At 68.8% G+C, this 24,400-nt stretch carries 23 protein-coding genes and 1 tRNA gene; 8 read left to right on the forward strand and 16 right to left on the reverse strand.

Annotation, left to right across the window (positions count from 1 at the left end; translation table 11 throughout):
- Positions 1-2: 2 nt before the first annotated feature.
- Positions 3-1,100, reverse strand: a complete 1,098-nt coding sequence (locus tag ACQUSM_RS02785; protein WP_435115509.1) for a J domain-containing protein — start codon at positions 1,098-1,100, stop codon at positions 3-5.
- Positions 1,101-1,213: 113 nt separating this feature from the next.
- Here ACQUSM_RS02785 and ACQUSM_RS02790 point away from each other — a divergent pair, with 113 nt between their 5' ends.
- From ACQUSM_RS02790 to ACQUSM_RS02810, 5 genes are all read left to right on the forward strand, one after another.
- Positions 1,214-2,188 carry an MBL fold metallo-hydrolase gene (locus ACQUSM_RS02790; RefSeq protein ID WP_435115511.1) on the forward strand — a complete coding sequence of 325 codons (975 nt, stop codon included), beginning with the start codon at positions 1,214-1,216 and terminating at the stop codon, positions 2,186-2,188.
- Positions 2,189-2,281: 93 nt separating this feature from the next.
- The gene (locus tag ACQUSM_RS02795; protein WP_435115513.1) at positions 2,282-3,307 is read left to right on the forward strand and encodes an NAD(P)/FAD-dependent oxidoreductase; all 1,026 of its coding nucleotides are present in this window, start codon (positions 2,282-2,284) and stop codon (positions 3,305-3,307) included.
- A 159-nt stretch (positions 3,308-3,466) separates the two neighbouring features.
- Positions 3,467-3,537, forward strand: a tRNA-Gly gene (locus ACQUSM_RS02800).
- A gap of 274 nt (positions 3,538-3,811) precedes the next feature.
- The gene (locus ACQUSM_RS02805; protein WP_435115515.1) at positions 3,812-4,714 is read left to right on the forward strand and encodes a hypothetical protein; all 903 of its coding nucleotides are present in this window, start codon (positions 3,812-3,814) and stop codon (positions 4,712-4,714) included.
- A 70-nt stretch (positions 4,715-4,784) separates the two neighbouring features.
- Positions 4,785-5,231: a hypothetical protein gene (locus tag ACQUSM_RS02810; protein WP_435115517.1), complete on the forward strand. Its 447-nt coding sequence runs from the start codon at positions 4,785-4,787 to the stop codon at positions 5,229-5,231.
- A gap of 23 nt (positions 5,232-5,254) precedes the next feature.
- On the opposite strand, the gene ACQUSM_RS02815 is transcribed toward ACQUSM_RS02810, so the two are convergent.
- Genes ACQUSM_RS02815 through ACQUSM_RS02840 form a run of 6 tightly spaced genes read right to left on the reverse strand, consistent with a single transcriptional unit; the run spans position 5,255 to position 11,089 of the window.
- A complete protein-coding gene (locus tag ACQUSM_RS02815) occupies positions 5,255-5,749 on the reverse strand; it encodes a DUF7529 family protein (RefSeq protein WP_435115519.1) in 495 nt (164 codons plus the stop codon).
- A 45-nt stretch (positions 5,750-5,794) separates the two neighbouring features.
- The gene (locus ACQUSM_RS02820; protein ID WP_435115521.1) at positions 5,795-6,193 is read right to left on the reverse strand and encodes a DUF7555 family protein; all 399 of its coding nucleotides are present in this window, start codon (positions 6,191-6,193) and stop codon (positions 5,795-5,797) included.
- Positions 6,193-7,527 carry an ABC transporter ATP-binding protein gene (locus ACQUSM_RS02825; RefSeq protein ID WP_435115523.1) on the reverse strand — a complete coding sequence of 445 codons (1,335 nt, stop codon included), beginning with the start codon at positions 7,525-7,527 and terminating at the stop codon, positions 6,193-6,195. The genes ACQUSM_RS02820 and ACQUSM_RS02825 overlap by 1 nt, the downstream gene beginning before the upstream one ends.
- Positions 7,520-8,605 carry an ABC transporter ATP-binding protein gene (locus ACQUSM_RS02830; protein WP_435115525.1) on the reverse strand — a complete coding sequence of 362 codons (1,086 nt, stop codon included), beginning with the start codon at positions 8,603-8,605 and terminating at the stop codon, positions 7,520-7,522. The genes ACQUSM_RS02825 and ACQUSM_RS02830 overlap by 8 nt, the downstream gene beginning before the upstream one ends.
- Positions 8,602-10,041 carry an ABC transporter permease gene (locus ACQUSM_RS02835; protein ID WP_435115527.1) on the reverse strand — a complete coding sequence of 480 codons (1,440 nt, stop codon included), beginning with the start codon at positions 10,039-10,041 and terminating at the stop codon, positions 8,602-8,604. The genes ACQUSM_RS02830 and ACQUSM_RS02835 overlap by 4 nt, the downstream gene beginning before the upstream one ends.
- Positions 10,042-10,045: 4 nt before the next feature.
- Positions 10,046-11,089, reverse strand: coding sequence for an ABC transporter permease (locus ACQUSM_RS02840; protein WP_435115529.1), 1,044 nt, complete (start codon positions 11,087-11,089; stop codon positions 10,046-10,048).
- A 103-nt stretch (positions 11,090-11,192) separates the two neighbouring features.
- Here ACQUSM_RS02840 and ACQUSM_RS02845 point away from each other — a divergent pair, with 103 nt between their 5' ends.
- Positions 11,193-13,031 (forward strand): ABC transporter substrate-binding protein, encoded by a 1,839-nt coding sequence (locus tag ACQUSM_RS02845; protein WP_435115531.1) that lies wholly within the window; start codon positions 11,193-11,195, stop codon positions 13,029-13,031.
- Between the two features lie 38 nt (positions 13,032-13,069).
- On the opposite strand, the gene ACQUSM_RS02850 is transcribed toward ACQUSM_RS02845, so the two are convergent.
- Complete coding sequence (locus ACQUSM_RS02850; RefSeq protein ID WP_435115533.1) at positions 13,070-14,080, reverse strand: DUF5787 family protein; 1,011 nt, start codon at positions 14,078-14,080, stop codon at positions 13,070-13,072.
- Positions 14,081-14,084: 4 nt separating this feature from the next.
- A complete protein-coding gene (locus ACQUSM_RS02855) occupies positions 14,085-14,543 on the reverse strand; it encodes a bis(5'-nucleosyl)-tetraphosphatase (RefSeq protein ID WP_435115535.1) in 459 nt (152 codons plus the stop codon).
- Between the two features lie 110 nt (positions 14,544-14,653).
- Between ACQUSM_RS02855 and ACQUSM_RS02860 the strand changes: the two genes are divergently transcribed.
- Positions 14,654-14,980, forward strand: a complete 327-nt coding sequence (locus ACQUSM_RS02860) for a 30S ribosomal protein S10 (RefSeq protein WP_435115537.1) — start codon at positions 14,654-14,656, stop codon at positions 14,978-14,980.
- A 42-nt stretch (positions 14,981-15,022) separates the two neighbouring features.
- Here ACQUSM_RS02860 and ACQUSM_RS02865 read toward each other — a convergent pair whose 3' ends face one another.
- Positions 15,023-15,268: a DUF7513 family protein gene (locus tag ACQUSM_RS02865; protein ID WP_435115539.1), complete on the reverse strand. Its 246-nt coding sequence runs from the start codon at positions 15,266-15,268 to the stop codon at positions 15,023-15,025.
- Positions 15,265-16,812 (reverse strand): Na+/H+ antiporter NhaC family protein, encoded by a 1,548-nt coding sequence (locus tag ACQUSM_RS02870; RefSeq protein WP_435115541.1) that lies wholly within the window; start codon positions 16,810-16,812, stop codon positions 15,265-15,267. The genes ACQUSM_RS02865 and ACQUSM_RS02870 overlap by 4 nt, the downstream gene beginning before the upstream one ends.
- 87 nt (positions 16,813-16,899) lie before the next feature.
- On the opposite strand from ACQUSM_RS02870, the gene ACQUSM_RS02875 reads away from it, so the two are divergent.
- Complete coding sequence (locus tag ACQUSM_RS02875) at positions 16,900-18,183, forward strand: amidohydrolase (RefSeq protein ID WP_435115543.1); 1,284 nt, start codon at positions 16,900-16,902, stop codon at positions 18,181-18,183.
- A gap of 412 nt (positions 18,184-18,595) precedes the next feature.
- Here ACQUSM_RS02875 and ACQUSM_RS02880 read toward each other — a convergent pair whose 3' ends face one another.
- The 5 genes from ACQUSM_RS02880 to ACQUSM_RS02900 form a co-directional block, all read right to left on the reverse strand.
- On the reverse strand, positions 18,596-19,960 hold the full coding sequence (locus ACQUSM_RS02880) for a geranylgeranyl reductase family protein (protein ID WP_435115545.1): 1,365 nt from the start codon (positions 19,958-19,960) through the stop codon (positions 18,596-18,598).
- Positions 19,961-20,038: 78 nt separating this feature from the next.
- Positions 20,039-21,268 (reverse strand): ABC transporter permease, encoded by a 1,230-nt coding sequence (locus ACQUSM_RS02885; RefSeq protein ID WP_435115547.1) that lies wholly within the window; start codon positions 21,266-21,268, stop codon positions 20,039-20,041.
- A complete protein-coding gene (locus tag ACQUSM_RS02890; protein ID WP_435115549.1) occupies positions 21,265-22,395 on the reverse strand; it encodes an ABC transporter permease in 1,131 nt (376 codons plus the stop codon). The genes ACQUSM_RS02885 and ACQUSM_RS02890 overlap by 4 nt, the downstream gene beginning before the upstream one ends.
- Positions 22,392-23,951, reverse strand: coding sequence for an ABC transporter ATP-binding protein (locus ACQUSM_RS02895; protein ID WP_435115551.1), 1,560 nt, complete (start codon positions 23,949-23,951; stop codon positions 22,392-22,394). The genes ACQUSM_RS02890 and ACQUSM_RS02895 overlap by 4 nt, the downstream gene beginning before the upstream one ends.
- 68 nt (positions 23,952-24,019) lie before the next feature.
- The coding region (locus ACQUSM_RS02900; RefSeq protein ID WP_435115553.1) for a BMP family lipoprotein at positions 24,020-24,400 on the reverse strand (381 nt) is incomplete at its 5' end.

The following is a 24,400-nucleotide window of genomic DNA, read 5'->3' on the forward strand; positions in this document are numbered from 1 at the left end:
GCTCACCGCGTCGCGAGCAGGTACCGCCCCACGTCGACGAGGAACCCACCGCCGCTGAGGAGCGGCAACACGATCAGGCCCAGCAGTGCCCCCCACGTCGGGATCGCGACGACGGGCCAGACGGCGAGACAGAGCCCCGGCGCGATCGAGGGAAGCGCGTACACCCACGCGGCGCCGCGGCCGAACCGCCCGACGGTCGTCAGCACGACCAACGGGAGCAGTACCGTCCCCGCGAGGAGCACCAGCCCCAGCGTCGGCGTTCCGCCGGTCGCCGCCCGCACCGATCCGAGGACGTACTCGGTGGGCGAGCCCAGCGGGAACGCCCCGAGGAACGTCGGGACCGGCGACGTGGTCAGCTCGCCAACGAACGATCGCATCGCCGCCCGCTGCGGGAGCGCGTACGCGCCGAGGCCGCCGGCATATAGGAGGAGCGAGAGCACGACGACGCCGTACCATCGCTTCAGCCCGCGTCGCCGACGGACGCCCTCCGGCACCGACGACTCGGCCGTCGCCGTCCGCGTCGAACTGGTGGCGGCGTCCCAGCTGTCCCGGCTCGTGCCGGCGGTCTCGTCGCTCCGATCGGTCGAGGACCCACCTTTGGTCGTCGTTCCGCCGGCCGACGAACTGCTCTCGGTCGTCGAGGTGCTGCTTCCCGTACTGCCGTAGCTACTGCTCGATCTGGCCGAGCCGCCGGACCGATCGCTCGTGGCGGTGTCGGTCGACGTGTCCGCGGGGCTGCTCGTCGTCGACTCCGCCGTCCCGTCAATCGGTTCGGAGCTGACCGACCCGCTATCCGTCGATCCGTCGTCGGTCGCCGTCCCGTCGGGGAGGTCCTCGTCCGGGAACACCGACACCGGCGGGAGGCCGTCGAGGTGTTGCTCGACGTACTCGTGGTGGCCCAGCCGGTCGTACGTCTTGCGTTCGGCCGGGTCCGAGAGGACGTCGTGGGCCGTCTTGACGAGCTTGAACTGGGCCTCGCCGTCGGGGTGGTCGTTCACGTCCGGGTGATACTTTCGGACACGCTCCCGGTACGCGCGCTTCAGTTCCTCGGCGGGGGCGTCGGCGGGGACACCGAGAACGTCGTAGAGGTCCGCCGGCATGGCTTCCGATACGCCCAGTCCGTGTTTGAATCTACCGCCCTCCGCCTGCCACGATCGTGGCCGCTGTCGCACGAAGTGGGAACCCTCTTGGGTGACGGCTGAACAGTTCCGCTATGGAACGAATCCGTCTCGGGAACACCGTCTTCGAAGGGGAGAACAACGTCTATCTCCTGCAGGGCGAGGAGACCGTTCTCGTCGACGCCGGGGTCGCCACCGAGCCGACGCGCGAGGAGTTCGTGGACGGGCTCGCCTCGTTCGGCGTCACGCCCGCGGATGTCGACCGCGTGTTCCTGACACATTGGCACTACGACCACGCCGGGTTGGCGGGGATGATCCAGAACGCCGGAGGCGCCACGGTCCACGCCCACGAGGCCGACGCCGAACTCATCTCGGGAGCGGAAGCGTCGCTGATCGAGGACCGGGCGCTCCAGCAGGAGACGTTCGAGGGGTGGCAGATCCCGGACGGCCCGCGCGAGGAGCTGCTCTCCTTCCTCGAAGGCCACGCCGAACTCGCGGGCGAGGACGTCGACGTGACGCCGTTCGCGGGCGGCGACCGCTTCGACGTGAACGGTATCGAGTTCGAGGCGGTTCACCTCCCGGGGCACTCGGCCGGGCTCTCCGCGTTCGCGTTCGAGGGGGAGGGGGAGCGACAGGCGTTCGTCGGGGACGCCATCCTCCCGAAGTACACGCCGAACGTCGGCGGCGCCGACGTGCGAGTGGAGTCGCCGCTGGCGAAGTACGTCGACAGCCTCGTCGAGATGATCGACCGGGACTGGGACCGCGCGCTGCCCGGCCACCGCGACCCGATCGAGGACCCCGCGGGTCGGGCCCGGGAGATCCTCGGCCATCACCGCGAGCGGACCGAGAACGTGATCGACGTGCTCGACCGCCACGGCGCGTGTGACGCCTGGACCGTGAGCCACCACCTGTTCGGCGAGCTGGAGACGATTCACATCCTCCACGGGCCGGGCGAGGCGTTCGCTCATCTCGACCACCTACAGCGCCACGGGATCGTCGAGCGGGAGGCGACCGACTACCGTCTCGTCGTCGAGGATCCCGACGTCGACGAGCTGTTCCCCGAACCGTAGCTGCTCCGGGTCGGGCGCGACGGCCGCCACGGGTTCCCGCGCGCTGCGCACACGAGTGGTGTCCTTTTCCCTGTGAACCGCCGAGTGGGTTGTATGAGCGAAGCCGACTCCGACTATCAGGTCGCCGTCGTCGGCGGCGGCCCGGCGGGGCTGACGACCGCACTCTACACGACTCGACTCGGCCACGACACGGTGTTGATCGACCGCGGTGGCGGCCGCGCGGCGATGATGCAGGACACCCACAACGTCATCGGGATCACCGAGGAGACCTCCGGGAACGAACTGCTCCAGACGGCGAAGGCACAGATCGAGTCCTACGGCGCCGACACCGTTCGCGGAATGGTCTCCGACATCGACGGCTCGGCGGGCAGCTTCGAACTCGCCGTCGGCGAGGAGTCGTACACCGCCGACCGGGTGGTGCTCGCGACGGGGTTCGCCGACGAGCGCCCGGAACCGCCGCTGCCCCGGACTGGACGGGGGCTCCACTACTGTCTCCACTGTGACGCCTACATGTTCGTCGACGAACCGGTGTACGTGATGGGCACCGGCGAGAGCGCGGCCCACGTCGCGATGATCATGCTCAACTTCACCGACGAGGTGGACCTGCTGCTCCGTGGCGAGGAACCGGAGTGGAGCGAGGAGACCGACCGCCAGCTCCGCGCCCACCCGGTCGACGTGATCGAGACGGAGATCTCGGGGATGAACACCGGCGAGGACGGCTGGCTGGAGTCGTTCGAGTTCGAGGACGGCACGACCCGGGCGTACCGCGGCGGCTTCCCGATGTACGGCTCGGACTACAACGCCGACCTCGCGGACGCGCTGGGGCTGGAGCGCACCGACGACGGCAACGTCGCGGTGGACGACCACGGCCGCACCTCCGCGGAAGGGGTGTTCGCGGTCGGTGACCTCACGCCCGGCCACAACCAGATCCCCGTCGCGATGGGCGAGGGCGCGAAGGCCGGCATCGCGCTGCACTACGAGCTCCGGGCGTTCCCCAAGTCGCTCGACGAACTCGACGGCGAGGACGTCGACCCGGCGTCGACGCCGGCGATCTCCGACGACCTTCGCGAGGCTGCCCGACGCCGCGACGAGGTCGAGCCGGCGGCCGCCGACGACTAGCTGACAGGCGGTGCTGGGCGCCGCCGACGGACACACCGCGCTCCCGCTCCCCCGCCGGCGGTCGAGGGTCAGCGCACGGGCAGCGTGGTCCCGGCATCGTACTTGAAGGTCGGGCCGAAGGGGAACGCCCTTATTCCTGCGTGTGGTTACTCCGGGTGCGCACCGATGGTCTAGTGGCAGGACCTGAGCCTTCCAAGCTCATGGCCCGGGTTCAAATCCCGGTCGGTGCATCCTCTCCGTCGTTCGTCACTGCCCCCGATTCGTAGAACCGAGCGTCCCTCCACGTACCGACCCGCGGAGCCCCTCACCGCCGTCCGGGGAGCCTCGGCGTCCGTCCCCCGAACGCGTCGAACAGCTCCCGAGCGCGACGCCGTGATCTGCCGGTGATCGATAGTCTCACCGGCTATACCTCCACAATCATCCATCTCTCTTCCGCTCCGAAAGTGACACTGGGGAAATGATTAAGTTCCAACGTTACTGGGTCTAGCTGTGTGGTGAATTACCATGAAGAACGTACACACGGAACGGCGGCGATTCCTGTCCGTGGTCGGCGGCGCGGCGGTCGGGAGTTCGGTGCTGGCGACCGCGGCGGCAGCGAAGAATCCCGGTCAGGGCGGAGGCTTCCCCCCGAAGGGGATCACCGAGTGGAGTAGTCCGCGGTCGCTCGGGGACGGCGAGATCCGGACGTTCGCCTCGACGACGCCCTCGGGCAAGCCGAAGTACGTCGGACTCCACTTCAGCGACGGGGCGATGACGAACCTCCCGACGCCGACGGAGCTGGAGGAGGGTGACGGGACCGAGCTCCACGGCGGGTTCATGTCGAAGCTGTACGCGATCCCGTTCCCGAGCAGTGCCCCGGCCCCGTTCGAGTTCATGGGGTTCGGCTGGAACTCGGAGGGCCACCTCCCTCGGGGCGTATACTCGAAGCCACACTTCGACGTCCACTTCTACTTCCGTCCGCCGGAGGAGATCTTGGAGATCGGCCCGCGGAACCCGGCACCGAACACGCCGCCGCCGATAACCGACGAGGACGTGGCGGACGGGCAGATTCCGGATGGGTACCGTCTGATCGAGGGTGGGAACGTGATCCCGAACATGGGGGCGCACATGGCTCCGACCGGGGCACCGGAGTTCGAGAACCCGGACGACGCCAGCGATTGGCTGAAGACACTGATCTGGGGGGCCGCAGACACCGACGAGGACGACGTGTTCGAACTGAACTTCGTCGAGCCGATGGTGACCGTCGACTTCTTCCGGAACCACCTCGACGGCGTCCACCGCGAGGGGATCGCTCAGCCCGAGCAGTACCCGACGGACGGCTGGTACCCGACGACGTACGCCCTCCGCGACCTCGGCGACGGGGGGTACGCCGCGGTGATGGAAGGGTTCGAGGAACGGTCGGAGTGACCGGTCGACCCCCGCCGTCGCCCATCCCCGGGGCGAAGAACTAACTCGGAGCCGTCTGACCACACGCCCAATGGAGCGGAAGAACCGCTTCGTCCAGGACACCGAGGTGCTGATCTACCGGCTCAACCACGCGAACGTCAACGAGGCCAAGCGCCTCGTCGAGCAGCTCTGTCTGGTCGCCGACTGCCTCGCAGGCGACCTGGAGGACGGCGAGCGAAAGGAGTTCCTCGAGGGGACGAGCCAGCTGATGGCCCGGTTCCGGGAGCAGATCGTCGACCTCGAGGAGGCGGGCAAGTCCGACGAGGAGATCGCCGAGACCGTCCTCGACGCGATGAACGACCACTTTTCCGAGGACGTGACCGAGTTCTCCTTGGACATCGACGGCGAGCGTAGCGTCGTCGGCGCCGAGAGCACGATCGACCGACTCGTCGAGGAGAACGAGTGGCTCAGACAGGAGCTGGAGCAGGCGGAAGCAGACTACATGGAGCTGTACGAGCAGGCCGCCGCGGAGGGCTGAGTCCGCCCCCGACTGACGGCGGCTCAGTCCCCGGGGAAGAACTTCCCCGGCTCGTCGTGCCGGAACGAGCCGAGGTGGGTCGCGTCGAGCTTCTGGACGTGACTGTACACCACGCCCTCCTCCTCGACTGCCGACTCCAGCGGCCCGCTGTGCTGTTCGTCGTACTGGGCGGCCAGCAGGATCGCGTTCCCCGAGGGCGGGTCGAGTAGCTGGAGCAGGAAGAACACCTTCCCGCCGATCTCCTGCCGGAACACGTCGTAGCGCTCGAAGCCGCCGGCCTCGAACGCCTCCCGGAACGCAGACTCGTAGTTGCCCGGGATCACGTGGACGAAGCCGAACCGCCCCTCCTCGCCGGCCTCGGGCGGCTCGGGCGCGGCGTGGCCGACGGGGATCGCGACGGTCTCCCACCCCTCCGCTTCGAGCTCGGACGCGATCGACTCCATCTCCTGTAGCGTCCGGCGCCACGCGTCCTTTCTCGCGTCGACGCTCGCCGGCGAGTCCTCGGTGGGGTTTGACACGGGTGCGGCTATGCAGATGGGACGTAAATACCTCCCGGCGATCGGTCAGACGCCGAACACTGCCTCCAGCGCGAACGAGACGAACAGGATGGCCAGCCCGGAGAGGAACCGCTTCGCGCCCACGTCGAACCGCCGGCCGACCGGGAGCCCGAGGCGGCCGATGGGCGCGAGCCGGTCGACGACCGCCTGCGTCCGGGAGCTCTGCTCGGGCGTCGGGCCTTCGAGGTCCGAGGGGTCGGTCGGCCAGAGCTGTGCGACGCCGACGCCGACCTGCAGGAAGCCGCCGACGAACAGCAGGTACTTGAGGACCACCCACGGCGCCCCCAGCAGCGCGCCGACGGCCAGCCCGGCCAGAGACGCGATCACTGCGGTAAGCGCGGCGTAAACGACGCCGTCGATCGCCTTGGCGAGGAACACCGCGAGCGCGGACGACCGGTCTACCATCACTCCGAGTCGAGCGTGGCCGCCGGCGATTCGTACTCGGGGGCGTGGCGGTGACAGTAGCTGGACCGACCCTCGTCGTCGACGGTGTAGTAGTCGGGGTCGTCGGTGTCACACGGCCCGCCGACCTCGCGTTTCAGGTAGCGCCGGGCGTCCTCGGGGTTCCCGTCGCTCACGTCCTCGACCACGCGATCGACGTGGGTAGCCAGCTCCGGCGGGAGCTCCACGTCGCCGAACACCTCCTCGGTGATCTCGTCGATGTCGGAGATCCGCGTCTCCAGCCCGAGCAGCTCCCGCGCGATCACCGTGATCGAGCGGTCGGTGCGCACCCGTTCGCGGAGGATCTCCCGGAGCTCCTCGATCGCCCGCCAGGCGTCGTCGTCGACCGAGCGGTACTCCTCGGGCCGGATTTTCATCGGACACCGCGTCGAGAACGGGCAGCCCTCGGGGGGGTTCCGCGGGCTCGGCGGCGCGCCCCGCAGCGTGATGCGGTCGGTCTCCGCGTACGGGTCCGGCTCGGGAATCGCCGACAGCAGCGAGTGGGTGTAGGGGTTCGACGGGCTCTCGAACAGCCGTTCGGTCTCCCCGAGCTCCATGATGTGGCCGAGGTACATCACCGCGACGCGGTCGGCGAGGTGGCGCACCACCGAGAGGTCGTGGGCGATGAGGAGGTACGTCAGGCCGAGATCCTCCTGCAGGTCCCGAAGGAGGTTCAGGATCTTCGCCTGCACGCTCACGTCGAGCGCCGACACAGGCTCGTCGAGCACGAGGAAGTCGGGCTCCAGCGCGAGCGCGCGGGCGATCCCGATCCGTTGGCGCTGCCCGCCCGAGAACTGGTGGGGGTAGCGGAAGTAGTGTTTCTCGGAGAGCCCGACTTTCTCCAGCAGCTCACGCACCCGTTCGTCCCGCTTGGCTTTCGTCTTCCAGTCGTGCACGTCCAGCGGGTCGCGGATCAGCTCCCCGACGGTCATCCGTTCGTTGAGGCTGGAGTCGGGATCTTGGAACACCATCTGGGCGTTCCGCCGCCACTGCTTGAGCTCGCGCCCCGACAGCGTCGTGATGTCGGTGTCCCCGAACTGGACGTCGCCGCTGGTCGCCGTCTCCAGCCGGACGAGCGTCCGCCCGAGCGTCGTCTTCCCACAGCCGGACTCGCCGACGAGCCCCAGCGTCTCGCCCCGGTGGATGTCGAAGCTCACGCCGTCGACGGCTTTGACGGGGTCGTCCGAGAGGAGGCTGTCCGCGCCGTAGTGTTTCTTCAGGTCGCGGACGCTCACCAGCACGTCGTCGGTGGTCGTCGATCGCTGCTCCCGCTCGACTGTCGCGTTCTCGTTACTCATCGTCGGCCTCCGTCTCCCGCAGTCGTCGATGCTCGTCGACGGCCGCCTCCTTGCCCCGGTCCTCGGGGTAGAGGAGGCACGCCGCCCTGTGGTCCTCCGCCCCGGACTCGACGGCGACCGGGGCGGGGTGGATCTCCTCGCAGGCGTCGAACTTCTTCGGACACCGCGGCGCGAACCGACAGCTCGTCGGCCGCTCGGTCGGCGTCGGCACCTCCCCCTCGATCGTCCGGAGATACGTCTCGTCGGGGTACCGGCCGGGGATGCTCTCGAGCAGCCCGTCAGTGTAGGGGTGGGCGGGGTTCTCGAAGATCTCCCCCACGGGGCCGGACTCGACGATTTCCCCGGCGTACATCACGTTCACGCGGTCGCTGACCTCCGCGATCACGCCCATGTCGTGGGTGATGAACACGATGCTGAGGTCGCGCTCCGCCTGCAGCTCCTGGAGCAGTTCGAGGATCTGCGCTTGGATCGTCACGTCGAGCGCGGTCGTCGGCTCGTCACAGATCAGCAGATCCGGGTCACACGCCAGCGCCATCGCGATCACCGCGCGTTGGCGCATCCCGCCCGAGAACTGGTGGGGGTACTCGTCGAGCCGCCGCCGGGCGTCGGGGATGCTCACCGACTCGAGCAGCTCGATCGCGGCCTCGTCGGCCTCGTCGCCGTGGAGGTCCTGGTGGACTCTGAGCGTCTCCTTGATCTGGTTCCCGACGGTGTACACCGGGTTCAGGCTGGTGAGCGGGTCCTGGAACACCATCGCGATCCCGCTCCCCCGCACCTCGCGGTACTCGTCCTCGGTCAGCCCGGTCAGCTCGCGGCCGCGGAACTCGATCGACGACCCCTCGGCGATCCGGCCGGGGGCGTCGACCAGCCCCATGATCGACCGGGCGGTCACGCTCTTGCCCGACCCGGACTCCCCGACGATGCCGACGGTTTCGCCCTCGTGGACGTCGAAGCTGATCCCCTCGACTGCCCGGACGGTCTCCTTGTCCGTGTGGAACACCGTCCGCAGGTCGTCGACGGCGAGCATCGGCGTCTCGGCGGTCTCGGGCGTCGCCCGAGCCTCCGGCGTGTGGCTCATGCGCCACCCCCCGTTGCAGCCGCAGCCGCTTCGTCGCCCTGCTCACTCTGTGGGTCGATCACGTCGCGGATGCCGTCGCCCATCGCGTTGAACGCGGTCACGACAAGCGTGATCAGGAACCCCGGGATGAGCGAGATGTGCCACGACGCGGAGGCGACGTAGGGCTGCCCGACGCTGATCGCGCGCCCCCACTCCGGCGTCGGCGGGGTGATCCCGAGGCCGAGGAAGGAGAGCCCGGCCACGGAGATGATCACGCCGCCGAGCGTCAGCGACGCGTAGATCAGCATGTACCCCACGATGTAGGGGGCCATGTGTTTCCGCATGATCTGTGCGGGGTGTTGGCCGTAGTTCTTCGCGGCGTCGATCCACTCCTCCTCGGCGACCTGGAACGACGGGCCGCGGACTGCCCGCCAGAGGTACGGCCAGTAGATCATGGTGAACAGCGCGATGAACAGCAAGGCCCCGTTGTACAGCGTCGCGATCCAGGTGTTCGAGAACACGACCGCGGCCAGGATCAGGATCATCAACACCGGCAACGCCTGTATCGAGTCGCTGGTCACCACCAGCGCCAGGTCGACCGCGCCCTTGTAGAACGACGAGATCATCGCGAACGCCATCGCCAGCACGCCCGCCCCGAGCATCGAGCTCACGCCGATGAACAGCGAGATCCGCGCCCCGTACGCGAGGAAGGTGAACAGATCCTTCCCGGACGGGAGCGTGCCGAACGGGTGGAACCGATCGAAGTCGTCGTACTGCCACGGGCCGACGTTCCGTAGCGTCGAGCCTTTCGAGGTCGACTGCCGGTTCGCGGCGCCGACCGTGGTCGTCTCGACCTCGCCGGTCTGCTCCGAGAAGTACTGTATCTGGTAGGAGTACGGGTCCTGGATGTTCTGTTCCATCGTCGTCGGGCTCACGGCGGGCGCGAACAGCGCCATGAGGACGAACAGCGCCACGACGACCAGCCCGAACTTCCCCCACTGGTGGCCCCTGAGTCGGTCGACGATGTCGTCGGTCGGGGTCCAGTCCGCGACGCGGTAGTGGCGGCGGAACGTGACGTAGCCGAACCAGAGCCAGCCACACCAGAGCGCGCCGTAGACGACGATCAGGGCGACACGCAGCAGCCACGCGTACTTCGGCTCCAGCCCGAGGAACGTCCCCATCCACTCCTCGCCGGTGAAGTAGCCGCGGTTCGGGACGACCTCGCGAGAGAGCAGCGTCGGGAGCGATCGGGCGGCGCCGACGGCGCCGGTCAGCGGACTGCTCCCGAGGACGAACGTCACCAGCCCGTCGATCGTCCCCAGGACGACGGCGAGCACCGCCCCGAGCTCCGCGAGCAGGAGCACGGACGCCCCCGCGACCCACCGAACGAGCGGGACGGGGCGGTCGCGTATTCGGTCCCGGTACGTCGTCGTCGTTCTCGGTTGTTCAGTAGACATGGTTTCAGCGGTCCTCGTAGCCGACACGGGGGTCCAGCACCGTGTACAGCAGGTCCTGGATGATGTTGAGCACGACCAGCGTCAGGATGAACACGAACAGCAGCGACGAGACCAGCGGCAGGTCGCCCTGGATCGCCGACTGGAAGAACAGGTAGCCGATCCCGTTGATCGCGAACACCACCTCGACCAGCACGGAGCCGCCGATCAGCAGGAACGCCTCGCCGGTGATCACCGGCACCAGCGGGATCATCGCGTTCCGGAAGATATGCTTCCAGACGATGTTGCGCCGGCTCATCCCCTTCGCCCGCGCGGTCTCGACGTAGTTCGAGTTCACCGTCTCCAGCACCGCGGTGCGTCCGATCCGCATCTCGTTGCCCATCGACGCCGATCCCAGCACCAGCGCGGCCGGGAGGATCTGCTTGGTCGCCGCGAGGACGGTCGGCCACGTCTCCCCGGGCGACCTGAGCAGGCTCATCGGATCGCCGAGGAAGTCGAGCGGCGGCGGCGTGACGATGTTCGTCTCGACGAGGAACGTCGCCCACTCGAAGCCGAACAGCTTCTCGGACTGGGAGAGCACCGACACGAGGATGATCGCGAGCCAGAAGTTCGGCATCGCGCGCCAGACGATCCCGCCGAAGGAGGCGAAGTAGTCGCTCAGCGTGTTGGGGTTCAGCCCCGCGTAGAACCCCAGCGGAATCCCGATGAACAGCGGAATCAGGATCGACCAGAAGCCGAGCCACAGCGTCCGCGGCGCGTACGACGCGATCAGTTCGTAGGCGCCGTCGCCCGGGCTGATCACCCACGACTGACCGAGGTTGAACGTGAAGAGGTTCCACATGTAGTCGATGTACTGGTCCCACAGCGGATCGTTCAGCCCCAGCGACTCCCGGATCTGCTCGTACTCGGTGGGGTCGCCGCTCGGCCCGAGGATCGCCGCGGCCGGGTCGATCGGCCCGACCCGGATGATCAAGAACGCCACCGTCGTTCCCAGAACGAGGACGGGTATCGAGAGAAGTAACCGACGGAGGAAGTAGTTCCATTTGGCCATCGATCTGTGGTATGGTACTACGTGACACGGATAAGAGTTTGCAATAGTGTACATACTTGCCCGTTGGAAACCGTTTATCCGCGTCAGTTCCTTCGACCACACCATGGGACAAGGTGACACGGACGCCTCACGGCGGACGTTCCTGAAAACAACTGGCGCGGTCGCGGCCGGTGCGGCGCTGGCCGGTTGTACCGACGGCGGGGAACCGACAGACGGCAACACTACCGACACCATGGGCGGCGGTGGCGGCGGCGATACCGAGACCGACACCGACGGTGGCGGCGGCGGGGGCGCGGGGAACGAGCTCCAGCTCATCAACGCGACGATGAGCTCGCTCGACCCCGTGCAGGCGTCGGACACGGCCTCCTCGGAGGTCACGACCCAGATCTTCGACGGGCTGCTGAACTGGGTGGACGGGGGTGTCCCGGTCGACAGCCGGTTGGCGGCGGACTACTCGATCAGCGACGACTTCCTCACGTACACCTTCGAGATCAAGGAGGGCGTGACCTACCACAACGGCGACGAAGTCACCGCACAGGACTTCGTCTTTGCGTGGGAGCGGCTCGCGGCGTCGCCGAACTCGCAGGCGCCGGCGGACATCCTGAGCGCGTTGAACATCGTCCACGAGGAGACCGAAGACGGCTCGTACGTCCCGGGAACGCTGGAGATGGAGGCCGTCGACGACTACACGTTCGAGTTCACGCTGGCGGCGCCGTTCGCCTCGGCCACGCAGGTCATGGCAAACAACCAGTTCGCCGTCTACCCGGAGGGGATCGTCGGCGATATCGAGGGGTACGACGGCGAGATGGAGCAGGGGACGTTCGCGTCTGACAACCCCATCGGCGCCGGGCCGTTCGAGTTCGAGGAGTGGCAGTCCGGCACGGAGGCAGTCGTCTCCGCGTACGACGACTACCACGGGAGCGGCCCGGAGGTCGACGGCATCCACTGGCAGATCATCGCGGACCCCTCGGCGCGGTTCAACTACGCGATGAACCAGAACGCGGACATGTTCGCGATCCCGACCTCCCAGTTCAACGTCGAAAGCTACACCGTCGACCGGACGGACGAGAAGGGACGCCAGCGCGGCACGTACGAGGCCCGTAACGGCGAGACGCTGAACGCGGTGGGCGTGCCGACGCTCAACTACAGCTACATCGGCTTCAACATGCCCGCGGTGCCGAAGCCGGTCCGGCAGGCGATGGCGTACGCGATGAACCAGCAGACGATCGCCCAGCAGGTGTTCAAGAACCGGGCGGCGCCGGCGTACCACTCGATGTCGCCGAACATCTACCCCGGCGGGGCGGACGCGTACGACCAACACGCCGAGGAGAACTACCCCTACGGCTACAACCAGACCGACCTTGAGGGGGCACGACAGGTGATGGAGGAGGCCGGCTACGGCCCCGACAACCCCTACGAGCTGGAGTGGCTCCAGTACCAGTCGAGCACGTGGCTGAGCGTGGCGAACACGCTGCGTGACAAGCTGACCAACGCGCACATCAACATGCAGATCGAGCAGGCACCGTTCTCGACGCTGCTCGAACGGGTGCGCGCCCTGAACGTCGAGGCGTTCACGCTGGCGTGGAACGTCCCGTGGGCGGCGCCGGACGCGTTCGTCAAACACCTCGACCCCGCGCGGTCGGACCCGACCTCGGGGGTGGCGGAGATGTTCGTCGACTGGCCGAACGACACCGAGGCGGCCCAGCGGGCGATCGAGGCGTGGCAGACGATCCAGGACAACCCGCTGGCGAACGAGGAGGACACCCAGGCCCGGAACGAGGCGGCGATCGCGATGGAGGAGGCCAACTGGGAGGACGTCGCGAACCTCCCCGTGTTCCACTCGATCGAACAGCGCTTCCACTACGACCACGTCGACGTCGATCCGTTCGGCAGCGGCGGGTCGTACAAGCAGAAACACGACACGACGAGCCTGAACCGCTAGGCTCCGCCACTCGCTTTTTCGGACATCCCAGACGCGCCCTAGCGTTCCCGGGCGCGCTCGCGTCGCCGTTCCAGCAGCTCCCGGACGCCCTGTCCGGGGCCGCCGTCGATCGGCCAGCCGTTCGTCCGCCACTGCGGCGGCTCCGGCTCGAACGAGCCACAGCGGCTGCTACACTCCGCCTCGCGCTGGCAGCGACCCTTCGCGGCACAGGCCGGCACCACCCCCCGGCCGGCACGTGCCAGTTCGAACCACCGGCAGTCCGGCCGCGTCGTCTCGGTGAACGAGCGCCACCCCTTGCCGTAGGCCCGCTCGGCGATCAGTCGCCGGCGCCGCGCCTTCTCCGCGGCGTCGAACCGCTCGCCGTCGGCCGCGGGGTCGAGCGTCGAGGGGAGCCAGTCCACCGTCGCCGCGTCGGCGCCCGTGCCGGCCGAGAAGTCGAACGTGAGCACGCCCGCCTCGACGGGGAACTGCCGCAGCAGCGCCGGCTCCACCCGTTCACCGGTCCGTCCGGTCGCGAGCCACACTTCGTCGGCCAGCGCGGTGTCGACGTCGTGTTCCAACTGGTCCGACAGCGCGGCGGCGGCGCTCGCGTCGAGGTCCGGCTTGTTCTCGATCGCGATGATCCGCGACACCCAGTCCGGATACGGTCGTTTCCGCCGGATCTCGATGCGATTGCCGTTCTTGCGCTTCTCGACCAGCCCGCGGGCGGCGGCGCGGTGGATCGCCTCCCGGACGTAGCGCCACGGGTAGCCCGGCTCCGGGAGCGCGTCGCGGTAGTACGCCCACTCGGCGGGCGCGTGGCGGACTACCGTGAGGAGGTCGCCGTCGATGGTGCGGTCGCCGAACTCGCGGCGCGCCGCGAGCCCCTCGGGGTCGCACTCGATCACGATCGTGTCCCAGCGACGTTTCTTCGTCCCGAGTTGGCGCGAGACGATCACCGGAGCGTCGCCCCCCGCGGCGTCGTCGCTCGCGGGCGGCCAGCCCAGCTCCGCCCAGCGGCAGACCAGGAGCTCGAAGGAGAACTCCGAATCGGTGGCGGGGGCGGCCACCGCCTTACGCCGGCGTGCCGACGTACCCCTCGCCGTCGGCCTCCTTGACCTCGTCGAGGTAGTCGTGTGCCTCCTCGAGGATCTCGCGTGGGCCGTCCTGCGTGATCGTGTTGAGGGCCTGCTCGTAGTCGCGCCACTGCATGTCGCGGTGCTCGGCGGAGAGCTCCGCGCTGGCCTCGAACGACCGCGCGATGAACAGGTGGACCGTCTTGTGGATCGTGTTCCCGTCGGCCTCGAACACGTAGTCGTACTCCCTGCGGAAGCCGTCGATGAGTCTGAAGTCCTCGATACCGGCTTCCTCCGTCACTTCGCGGATCGCGGTCTGCTGGAGCTCCTCTTCCCCCTCGACACCGCCTTTGGGGAACTCCCAGTCCCCCGGTCGGCTCTTCAGGAGGAGGTACTCCCGTTCGCCGCGGGTGTCGCGGAAGAGGATGGCTCCGGCAGACGTCGCTTCGACCGTCATTGCGTTCGGGTAAGCGTCGTGCTCTTAAATTGGCTTCGGTGGGACGAAATCCCGACGCACGCTCGGGAGCCGGTAGATGCGCTTTTCACGCTCGAACCCAACCACCGAGTATGACCTTCGTGACGACGCTCACGTTCCGGAGCGGGGACCGGGACGTTCTGGACGACACGGTCGACGGGCTCAAACAGCGCGTCGAGCGCAAAGGCGCCGAGTGCAAGGGCCCCCACCAGGAACAGCCCGAACACCACTCGGTCCCGATGTACAGCCGGTGCCAGCCGGGCGAACAGATCGACCCGTGGAACTACACGGTGTACACCCGCTGGCTGGAGATCCACGGCTCCGACCACATCGCCCGTGAAGTCGTCGCGACCGACCTCCCCGACTCCATCCGCGTCGAGGTCGACGTGGAGCGCCGCGCGAGCCAGGCGTACCGCTGATCCTCCCTTCTGCTGCTGGCCGAAAAAGTCGCGAGCGACCGCTCAGCGGAGCTCCGCTTCGCCGGTCGCGCTCCCCTCGTCGAACGCGGTGACGCGGATTCGCGTCTCCTCGTCGACGGTCACGTCGTCGGCGGCGCCGGGCAGCCGGAGCACCGTGTCGCCGATCCGGATCACCGCGTCGTCGCCGTCGCGACCGGTGACGATGGCGGTCAGCTCGTCGCCGGGCTCGTACGTCGGCGTCGCGGTCCGGAACTCCATCCCCGCGAGGAACGCGTCGAGTCGGCTCATACGCGACTCACCTCCTCGCTCTCGCGGTCGCTGACGTACTCCAGCCCGAAGCCGGTCAGGGCGGCGAGCAGGAACACCGCCACGAGGAACCAGCCGTGGAACACGTACGGGAACACCGCGGCGGGGTTGACCACCATCTCGGCGGTGAACCACTCGTACTCGCCGGGCAGCGTCTGCATCGCGGAGTAGCCCGCGAGCACGCCGCCGCCCCACGGGAAGATGTACCCCAGCGCCGAGGTGTTGGCGTCGAGGATGTTCGCACGCCGGTAGCCGTTGATGTTGAACCGTCGGCCGAGCGTACGGATGTACGGCGCGACCGCGATCTCGGCGGCGGTGTTGATCGTCACCATCGCGTTGACGACCGCGGTCCCGAGCACCATCGTCACCTCGGCGCGGCGCACGGAGGTCGCGACGGTGTCGAGCAGCCACGTCTGGAGCGCCTCGAACCCGCCGCCGACGCGCATGATCTGTGCGCCGGCGACGATCAGCAGCGTCAGGACGATCAGCGGGAAGAAGCCCACCGCGCCGGTGTAGAGGCTGCCGCCGATGCCCGCCTCCGCGGCGGGCACGGTCTGGACGACCGCGCCGATCAGCGGCGCCGTATCGAGCGACTGGGCGATCCCCGAGCTCTCGGGCGCCGAGAACACGAGCACGTCGCTGACGCCCACGTCGACGAGGTCGAACGCGCCCAGCAGGACGTTCAGCACGAACGCGCTCGCCAGCCCCCACGAGACCGCCTCGACGATGTGGCGGCCGGTCACGGCCGTGCCGATGACGATCGCGACCGGGAGCAGGTGGAGCAGCCCCCACGCCGCGCCCGCCTCGACGCCCGCGTTCGCGGCGGGCTCGCTGGTCGGCAGCGTCGCCCCCGCGATCAGGTAGGCCGCCAGCGCCGGCACCGCGGCGATGACGGCGTACTTCACGCGCGAGGCGACGACGCCGCCGATGTCGGCGTCCTGTGTCACCGCGCTCACGATGGTCGTGTCCGACACCGGCGCGAGGTTGTCGCCGAACACCGCCCCCGAGAGAATCGCACCGAACAGGAGGATCGGGTTCGTCCCCAGCAGCACCCCCGCGGGGAAGACGAGCGTCACGAACGCGATCGTCGTCCCGTAGCCGGTGCCGATCCCGGTCGCCAGCACCGCCGCGAGCAGGAACGTCACGGCCGGGAACAGCGTCGCCCCGACCTCGGCGGCCCCGGCCAGCCAGACGAGGCCGTCGACGAACCCGCCTGCCTGGATCGTGTTCGCGAACATCCCCGCCCAGAGCCACGCGACGGCAGCGGTCGCGGCCACCTCCTGTGTCATCCCCTCGAAGATGGCGTCGGCGTACGCTTTCCAGTCGCCCCGAACGAACGGGAGCCCGGCGATCAGCCCGACGAGCATCCCGACGACGAGGCCGGACGTGTCGCCGATCCCCAGCACGCCGGACTGGAACACGGCCCAGACGACGAACACCGCGATCGGGATCGCGCTGACGGCCGGCCCGCCACGGAACCGGAGCGTCGATTCTTCGCCCGCTTCTGTCGGTCGGTCAGTATTCACGGCCTATGCTGCCGCGAGGCGTGCTAATAAAAGCCATTGGTCGCCCCCGAGAAGGGGTTTAAGCACTCGCGGCCCGACCGATCGCCCGTGCACGTAGACGCCGACGACCTGACCGCGTTCCGCCGTGATCTCCACCGCCATCCCGAGCCCGCGTGGTGTGAGTTCTACACCACCGCCCGCATCGTCGAGGAACTCCGCGCCCGCGACGTGGACCAGCTCCACGTCGGCCCGGACGCGCTGGAGGAGAGCGACGAGCCGCGGATGTCCCTTCCCGACCAGGCCACGCGCGCCGAGTGGAAGGACCGCGCCGTCGAGGCCGGCGCCGACCCGGACCTGCTCTCGCGACTCGACGGCGGGAACACCGGCGCGGTCGCCGTGATCGAGCAGGGCGAGGGGCCGACGGTCGGCCTCCGGGTCGACATCGACGGGCTGCCGATCACCGAGTCCGCCGACGAGGAGCACGTCCCCGCGGCCGAGGGGTTCCGCTCCGAGAACGAGGGGTACATGCACGCCTGCGGCCACGACGCCCACGCGACCGTCGGGCTGGGCGTGCTCGACGCGGTCCGCCACAGCGACTTCTCGGGCACGCTGAAGGTGTTCTTCCAGCCCGCCGAGGAGCGCGTCGCCGGCGGCGGCCCGATGTCCCGCTCGGGCCACCTCGACGACGTGGACGCGCTGTACGCGGTCCACGTCGGCCTCGACCACCCGACGGGCGAGATCGTCGCCGGCGTCGGCGGCTTCCTCGCCGTCTCGGGGTTCGAAGCCGAGTTCACAGGCAGTTCCGCCCACGCGGGCGCCCACCCGGAGCAGGGCGACAACGCGATTCAGGCCATGGCTGACGCGATCACCAACATGTACGCCGTCCCACGTCACGCCGACGGGCCGACCCGGGTGAACGCCGGCGTCGTCGAAGGGGGGACCGCCTCGAACATCGTCGCCGAGCACGCGCGGATGGAGTGTGAAGTCCGCGGGCAGACCACGGACCTGATGGAGTACATGTGGGAGAAGACGGGCCGCGTGCTCGACGGCGCCGCGACGACCCACAACGTCGAGGTCGAGCGCACGCTGAACTCCCGGGCGCCCTCTGCGGAGAGCGACGAGGAACTGGCGTCCATCGTCGCCGACGTGGCCGACGGCGTCGAGGGCGTGGACTCGATCATGGAGCACGACGACCTCGGCGGCAGCGAGGACGCGACGTACCTGATGAACCGCGTCGAGGAACAGGGCGGGCAGGCCTGCTACGTCGGCCTCGGCACCGACCACCCCGGCGGTCACCACACCTCGACGTTCGACGTTGACGAGGCGTCGCTGCGCATCGGCGTGGAGACGTTGGCCGGGGCGATCGAGGCGTTCTCGCGGAACGAGGAGTAGAACCTGCGGGAACGACTCCAGTGAAGGATTTGATTAGGAGCTATCTGTTGTGAAACAGTCGGTAAGTGGGGTTGCGAAGTTCCCCAGAAAGACTACAGCCAAATGTGCCCACCGTGTGTCTATGGAAGCAGTCCCTCCACCCTTCCCGAGTACGGTTGAGATTCTCCTCGGGGTGCTTCTATTGGCTATCGGCGGCATATACTGGAAGACTGAACGTGTAGATAGGAAAGCCCCACCAGTAGTATGGCGATTCCTTCAGTTGCTACTGCTTTTTGCAACTGTACTACTCCTTTTCTCCTTACGAATGCGGTTCTATCGGTAGGTGGGCAATCTGTACTTACCGACTGTCCAGACATCTGTCGGCGGTTCAGCAGTCCAACAGAACCGTAGAAACCACTTTCAGTTCCGCTCCTCAATATTTGGGGTCGGCCCCAGTCCGCTCGTAGACGCGCTCCATGATCGAGTCGCGCTGCTCCTGCCAGCGCGGGAGCGCCGACGGGCGGTCGGGATAGGACTCGTAGTGGTCCAGTAGCTCCTCCGCGAGGTTCCGCACCTGATAGATCTCCCAGAGCTGGTCGAGGTGGCCGATGGCGCCGCGCAGCGTCTGGAGTGCGGTCTTCGGGCCGATCGAGGCCTTCCCGGAGTACAGCGCCTCCGCGATGGGCTCGCCCGGCAGCGAGGCCAGCATCGACGTGAGTTCGTCCACCTCGACGGCCGTCGAGAGGACGTTGTACACGTCGAGCGCGGCGTAGCGCGCGCCGAAGTGGTCCATCACGCGCTCGTTGTACCGCCAAAGCTCCTCGTCGGTTCGGCCCGACGAGATGGCCCAGATCGCCTCCTCGGCGGCGTACTGCCCGGAGTAGGCGGCCCCCGCGATCCCGCCGCCCGTCGTGGGGTTGACGAGGCCGGCGGCGTCGCCGACCGCCACGAGGCCGGGCGCCGTCGCGGAGTCGTACGGTCGGCGGGTCGGGAGCGCGGCGCCGAGCTTGTCGACGACCTCCGCACCCTCGAACTCGGGGCGGCTCCGGAGGTCCTTCTTGAGGTCCTGTACCAGCTTCATCGGCTCCTCGGTCATCTGGAAGCCGAGGCCGACGTTGATCGTCGTCGGCGTGCGCGGGAAGTACCAGAGGTAGCCCGAGGCGCGGTCGGTGGGCTTGAAGACGAGCGCGTCGTCCCAGTCGACCGGCTCGGGCACCTCGACGATCTCGCGGTACGCCGAGCAGAACTGCGAGTAGGAGACGTTGGTGTCGAAGGTGGCGTCCGAGAGGTCGGCGTTGTCCTGCAGCACCGACAGCGCGCCGGCGGCGTCGATGGTGATGTCGGCGTGGAACGTCTCCACCTCGCCCTTGCGCTTGCCCCGGACGCCGGTGACGCGGCCGTTCTCCTGCAGCACGTCGCTGACGACTGTGTCGTAGTGGAACTCTGCGCCGGCGGCCTCGGTGGCCTCGATGATCTTCCGGCCGTACTCCCAGCGGTCGATGACCGCGAGTTCGCCGGGGACGGGGATGTTGAGCACCGTGTCCTCGGAGGGGATCTCGAAGCGCCCGTGGTCGACCCCGGTGTTGGTGAACGAGGACTCGATCTTCGATTTGGGGATCGCGTCCGGGAACGAGTCCGCGCCCTTCAGGGCGTCGCCGCAGGCGATGTGGCCCGCCTCCGTCTCGTCTTTGCGCTCGACGACGGCCACGTCCAGACCCTCGTGGGCGGCCGTCGCGGCCGCGTAACAGCCGGACGTGCCCGAGCCGACGACGACGATGTCGTACTCGTGTGTACTCATTTGCCAACCCTCGGGTGGGCGGGTGCAAAACTCTTTATCACGACGCCGGGGGTGGCGGGCCGCAACCGCGCCGCGCCGTCAGTCTTCGTCGCTATCGTAGTGCTCGCCGGCCGCGTCGGGCGTTCTGGTCCGGCCGACCAGCGCGAGCACGACGATCACGGTGATGTAGGGCACCGTCTGGATCAGCGAGTCCGGAATCGCGTAGTTCAGCTGCTGGAGGCGGAACTGGAGCGCGTCGAGCGCCGCGAACAGCAGCGACGCGCCGAACGCGCCGAAGGGGTTGTAGTTGCCGAACAGCATCGCGGTGATGCCGATCCAGCCCCGACCGTCGACCATCGTCGTCCCGCTGCCGACGAAGTTGCCGACGCGCCCGAGCGAGAGACCGGCGCCGCCGATCCCCGAGAACACCCCCGAGATCAACACGGCGGCGTAGCGCACCCGGCGCACGTCGACCCCCGCCGTGTCGAGCGCCTTGGGGTTCTCGCCGCTCGCCCGGACCCAGTAGCCGAAGGAGGTCTGCGTCAGGACGTACCACGACAGCGGCGTCGCGACCAGCAGGAAGTAGACGACGGGCTCGGCGTCGAACAGCACCGAGCCGACCGCCGGGAGCTGTGAGAGCAGCGGCACCGTCCACGTGCCGAGCGTGTCCACGCCGGGAGAGTTCACGCTCCCCCAGATCACGTTGCTGGCGAACGGCGCCGCGCCGAGGGCGATCAGCCAGACCGCCAGCCCCGCGATCACCTGATCGGCGCGGTACTCGATGGTGACGACCGCGAACAGCAGCGAGAACGCCCCGCTGACGAGCACCGCGACGTAGAACGCGATCCACGTCGCCGCCAGCGTCGGCCCGGCGAGTGCGACCGTGAGCCCGGCGAGCACCGCGACCGCGAGCACGCCGCCACCGCCACGGACTGCGATCTCTCGGAGCGAGTCGCCGAGCAGTCCCAGGAGCGCGCCCGCGATCGCGAGCAGCGCCGCGATCACGAGCAGGAGCACGATCCCCGGCCCGAGGCTCACGCTGCCCTCGCCGATCGTCCAGTGGGCGACCGCGACGCCGGTGAACGCGCCGACGATCAGCAGCCCTTCGAGCCCGATGTTGATCACGCCGCTGCGCTCGGCGAAGATCCCGCCCAGCGCGGCGAACGCGATCGGGACCGCGAGCCGGAGCGCGGAGGCGGCGTAGCCGGTGTCGAGCACGCTCGCGAGCTCGCCCGCCGGCGTGTTCGGGAACAGCTGCCCGATCAGGACGACCGCACCCACGGCGATCGTGCTGGCCGCGAGCAGCGCGAGGCGCTTGATCGCCTTCATCGTCCACCCCCCATGCCCCAGCGCACGCCGAGCGCCCGGAAGAACTCGGGCATGGCGACCAACAGGATCACCAGCCCCCGGATGACGCCGACGAGCTGTCTGGGCACGCCCAACTGGAAGTCGATCGAGAGGCTGCCCGCCTGCATCGAGCCGAACAGCGGCCCCGCGAACAGCACTCCGAGGGGGTTGTTGCTCGCGAGCACGGACACCGTGATCCCGTCGAACCCGAGCGCGGGGACGCCGTTGACCCAGCGCCCGACGGACATCAGCACCCAGACCGCGCCGCCGAGACCGCCGATCATGCCCGAGAGCGTCATGCTTGTGACGACCATGCGCTTGGCGTCGACACCCGCGTAGTCCGCGGCGTCGGGCTGGATGCCGGCGGTCCGGAGGTCGTAGCCGAACGCCGTCCCCCAGAGCAGATAGGTGATCAGCAGCGTCAGCCCGATCGCCATCACCAGCGCGACCTCTGGCCCGAACCGCGCGGCCGCGGGCACGTCACGCGTCTCGACGCTCCCGCTGTCGGGCTTCTGGAAGTACGCCGAGACGAGGAAGAAGGCCACGTCGCTCGCGACGAAGTTGAGCATGATCGTCGTGATCACCTCGTTCGCGTCGGCGTAGGCTTTCAGCGCGCCCGGGATCGCGGCGTAGATCCCGCCGACGACCGCGCCGGCGACCATCGCGACGAGAGCGATCAATGCGCCGCCGACCGGCCCCGAGGGCGCCGCGGGGCCGACCCAGACCGCCGCGAGCGCGGCCGCGAGCGCGCCGAGCACGAGCTGGCCCTGCGTCCCGATGTTGAACAGCCCCGCACGGAACGAGACGGCGACGGCCAGCCCCGTGAACAGCAGCAGTGCGGAGTTCTTCAGCGTCTCCTGCAGGATGAACGAGTCGAAAAGCGGCGCGAGGAACAGGTAGCGGTACACCGCGAGCGGGTTGTAACAGAACGGGCCGACGATCGGCGTCGCACACTCCGCGAACACGCCCGCGACCAGCGTGACGAGCCCGCCGAGCAGGATCGCCGTGATCAGCGCGGCGACGCTGACGAGCAGTCGCTCGCCCGCCGAGGCGTCGACCAGCCGGTCTATCACGCCCGCGATGGGGTCCGGCAGGCGGTCGGGGTTCATCGGTCACCCCCGTCCCGGCGGGACGCACGGGGCACGTCGTCCGGCTGTTCGCCCGCCATCAGTAGCCCCAACTGCTCCTCGGTGACCTCGGCGGGGTCGACGACGGCGACCAGTTCGCCGTCGTGCATCACGCCCAGCCGGTCCGAGAGGCTCCGCACCTCGTCGAGCTTCGAGGAGACGAGCAGCACCGCCGCCCCGTCCTCGCGCAGTTCGAGCAGCCGGTCGTGGATGAACTCGACGCTCCCCACGTCGACGCCGCGGGTGGGGTGGGAGGCGACGACCGCTTCGGGGTCGCGGGCGAACTCCCGGCCGACGATGAACTTCTGTTGGTTCCCGCCCGAGAGCGACTCCGCGGTCGCGCCGGGATCAGCGGGGCGGACGTCGTACTCCTCGACGATCGATTCGGCGTGGGCCGCGGCGTCGTTCCAGCGGATGCGGCCGCCGTCGGCGAACTGCGGGTCCCGCTGGCTGCCGAGCAGGCCGTTCTCCGTTAGGTCGTAGGACATCACCAGCCCGCGAGCCTGCCGGTCCTCGGGGACGTACGCCATCCCAGACTCGATTCGGTGCCGGCGTGAGGCGTCGGTCACGTCCTCGCCGTCGAGCGCGATGGTGCCCGCCGCGGGCGTCCGGAGGCCGGTGATCGCCTCGACCAGCTCGGACTGCCCGTTGCCGTCGACGCCGGCGATCCCGAACACCTCGCCCTCGGCGACCTCGACGTCGACGCCGTCGACGGCGCGGACCCCGCGGTCGTCCTCGACGACGAGATCGCGCGCGGCGAGGCCGACTGGGCCCGCCTCGACGGGCGATTTCTCCGTGTCGAACAGCACCTCCCGGCCGACCATCAGCTCCGCGAGCTCGGTGTCGTCGACCGCGTCGGTCTCGACGGTGCCGACGTTCTGCCCGTCCCGGAGGACGGTCACCTCGTCGGCGGCGGCGGTCACCTCCCGCAGCTTGTGGCTGATGAAGATGATCGTCTTCCCGGCCGCGGTGAGCTCGTCGAACACGTCGAACAGCTCATCGACCTCCTGTGGCGTCAGCACCGCCGTGGGCTCGTCGAGGATCAGGATGTCGGCGCCGCGGTACAGCGCCTTCAGAATCTCGATGCGCTGCCGTTCGCCCACCGAGAGGTCGCCGACGGTCGCTTCGGGGTCCACGTCGAACCCGTAGCGATCGGCGAGCTCGGCGACCGCCTCGCGGGCGGCCTCGCGATCCACCGCGAGCCCGCCCCACTTCCGTGGCTCGTCGCCGAGCACGACGTTCTGGGTCACGGTCATCGGCTCCACGAGCATGAAGTGCTGGTGGATCATGCCGATGCCGGCGTCGATCGCGTCCCGGGGGGAGTCGAACGTCCGCTCCTCGCCGTCGACGACGACGGTGCCCGACGTGGGCTGGTAGAGGCCGTAGAGGACGTTCATCAGCGTCGTCTTGCCCGCCCCGTTCTCGCCGAGGAGGGCGTGGACGCTCCCGCGTTCGACGGTGAGGTCGACCTCGTCGTTCGCGAGGACGCCCGGGAACTGTTTGGTGATCCGTCTGAGGTCGACCGCTGGCGCGCTCATCTATTTTGTTCGAAGGGTGGAGGGTAGTTCGGCCCCGGGGGCGGGGTGAGCGACCCGTCGTCGCGAGCTCAGTTGTCCGGCTCGGTCGGCACGTCGATGTCGCCGCTCTGGATCGCCTGCCGCGAGGAGTCGAGCGCGTCGAGCACGTCCTGCGGGATCTCGCCCTCGTACTCGGTGCCGATGACGGCTTCGACGCCCTCGTCGTCGAGCCCGAGCGCGATGGTGGAGCCGCCCTGGAACTCGTCGTTGACGACGTCGTCGACCGCGTTGAACACCGCGGTGTCGACGTGCTTGACCATGCTCGCGACGATCGTGTGGCTGGCGTCGCTGCTCAGCGACTGGTCGCTGTCGACGCCGATCGCGAGGCGGCCGTGTTCGCCCGCCGCGTTGAACACGCCGCCGCCGGTCGCGCCCGCGGCGTGGTAGACGATGTCGGCGCCCTCGCCGTA

The organism is Halolamina sp. C58 (assembly GCF_051195095.1).
Lineage (GTDB): Archaea > Halobacteriota > Halobacteria > Halobacteriales > Haloferacaceae > Halolamina.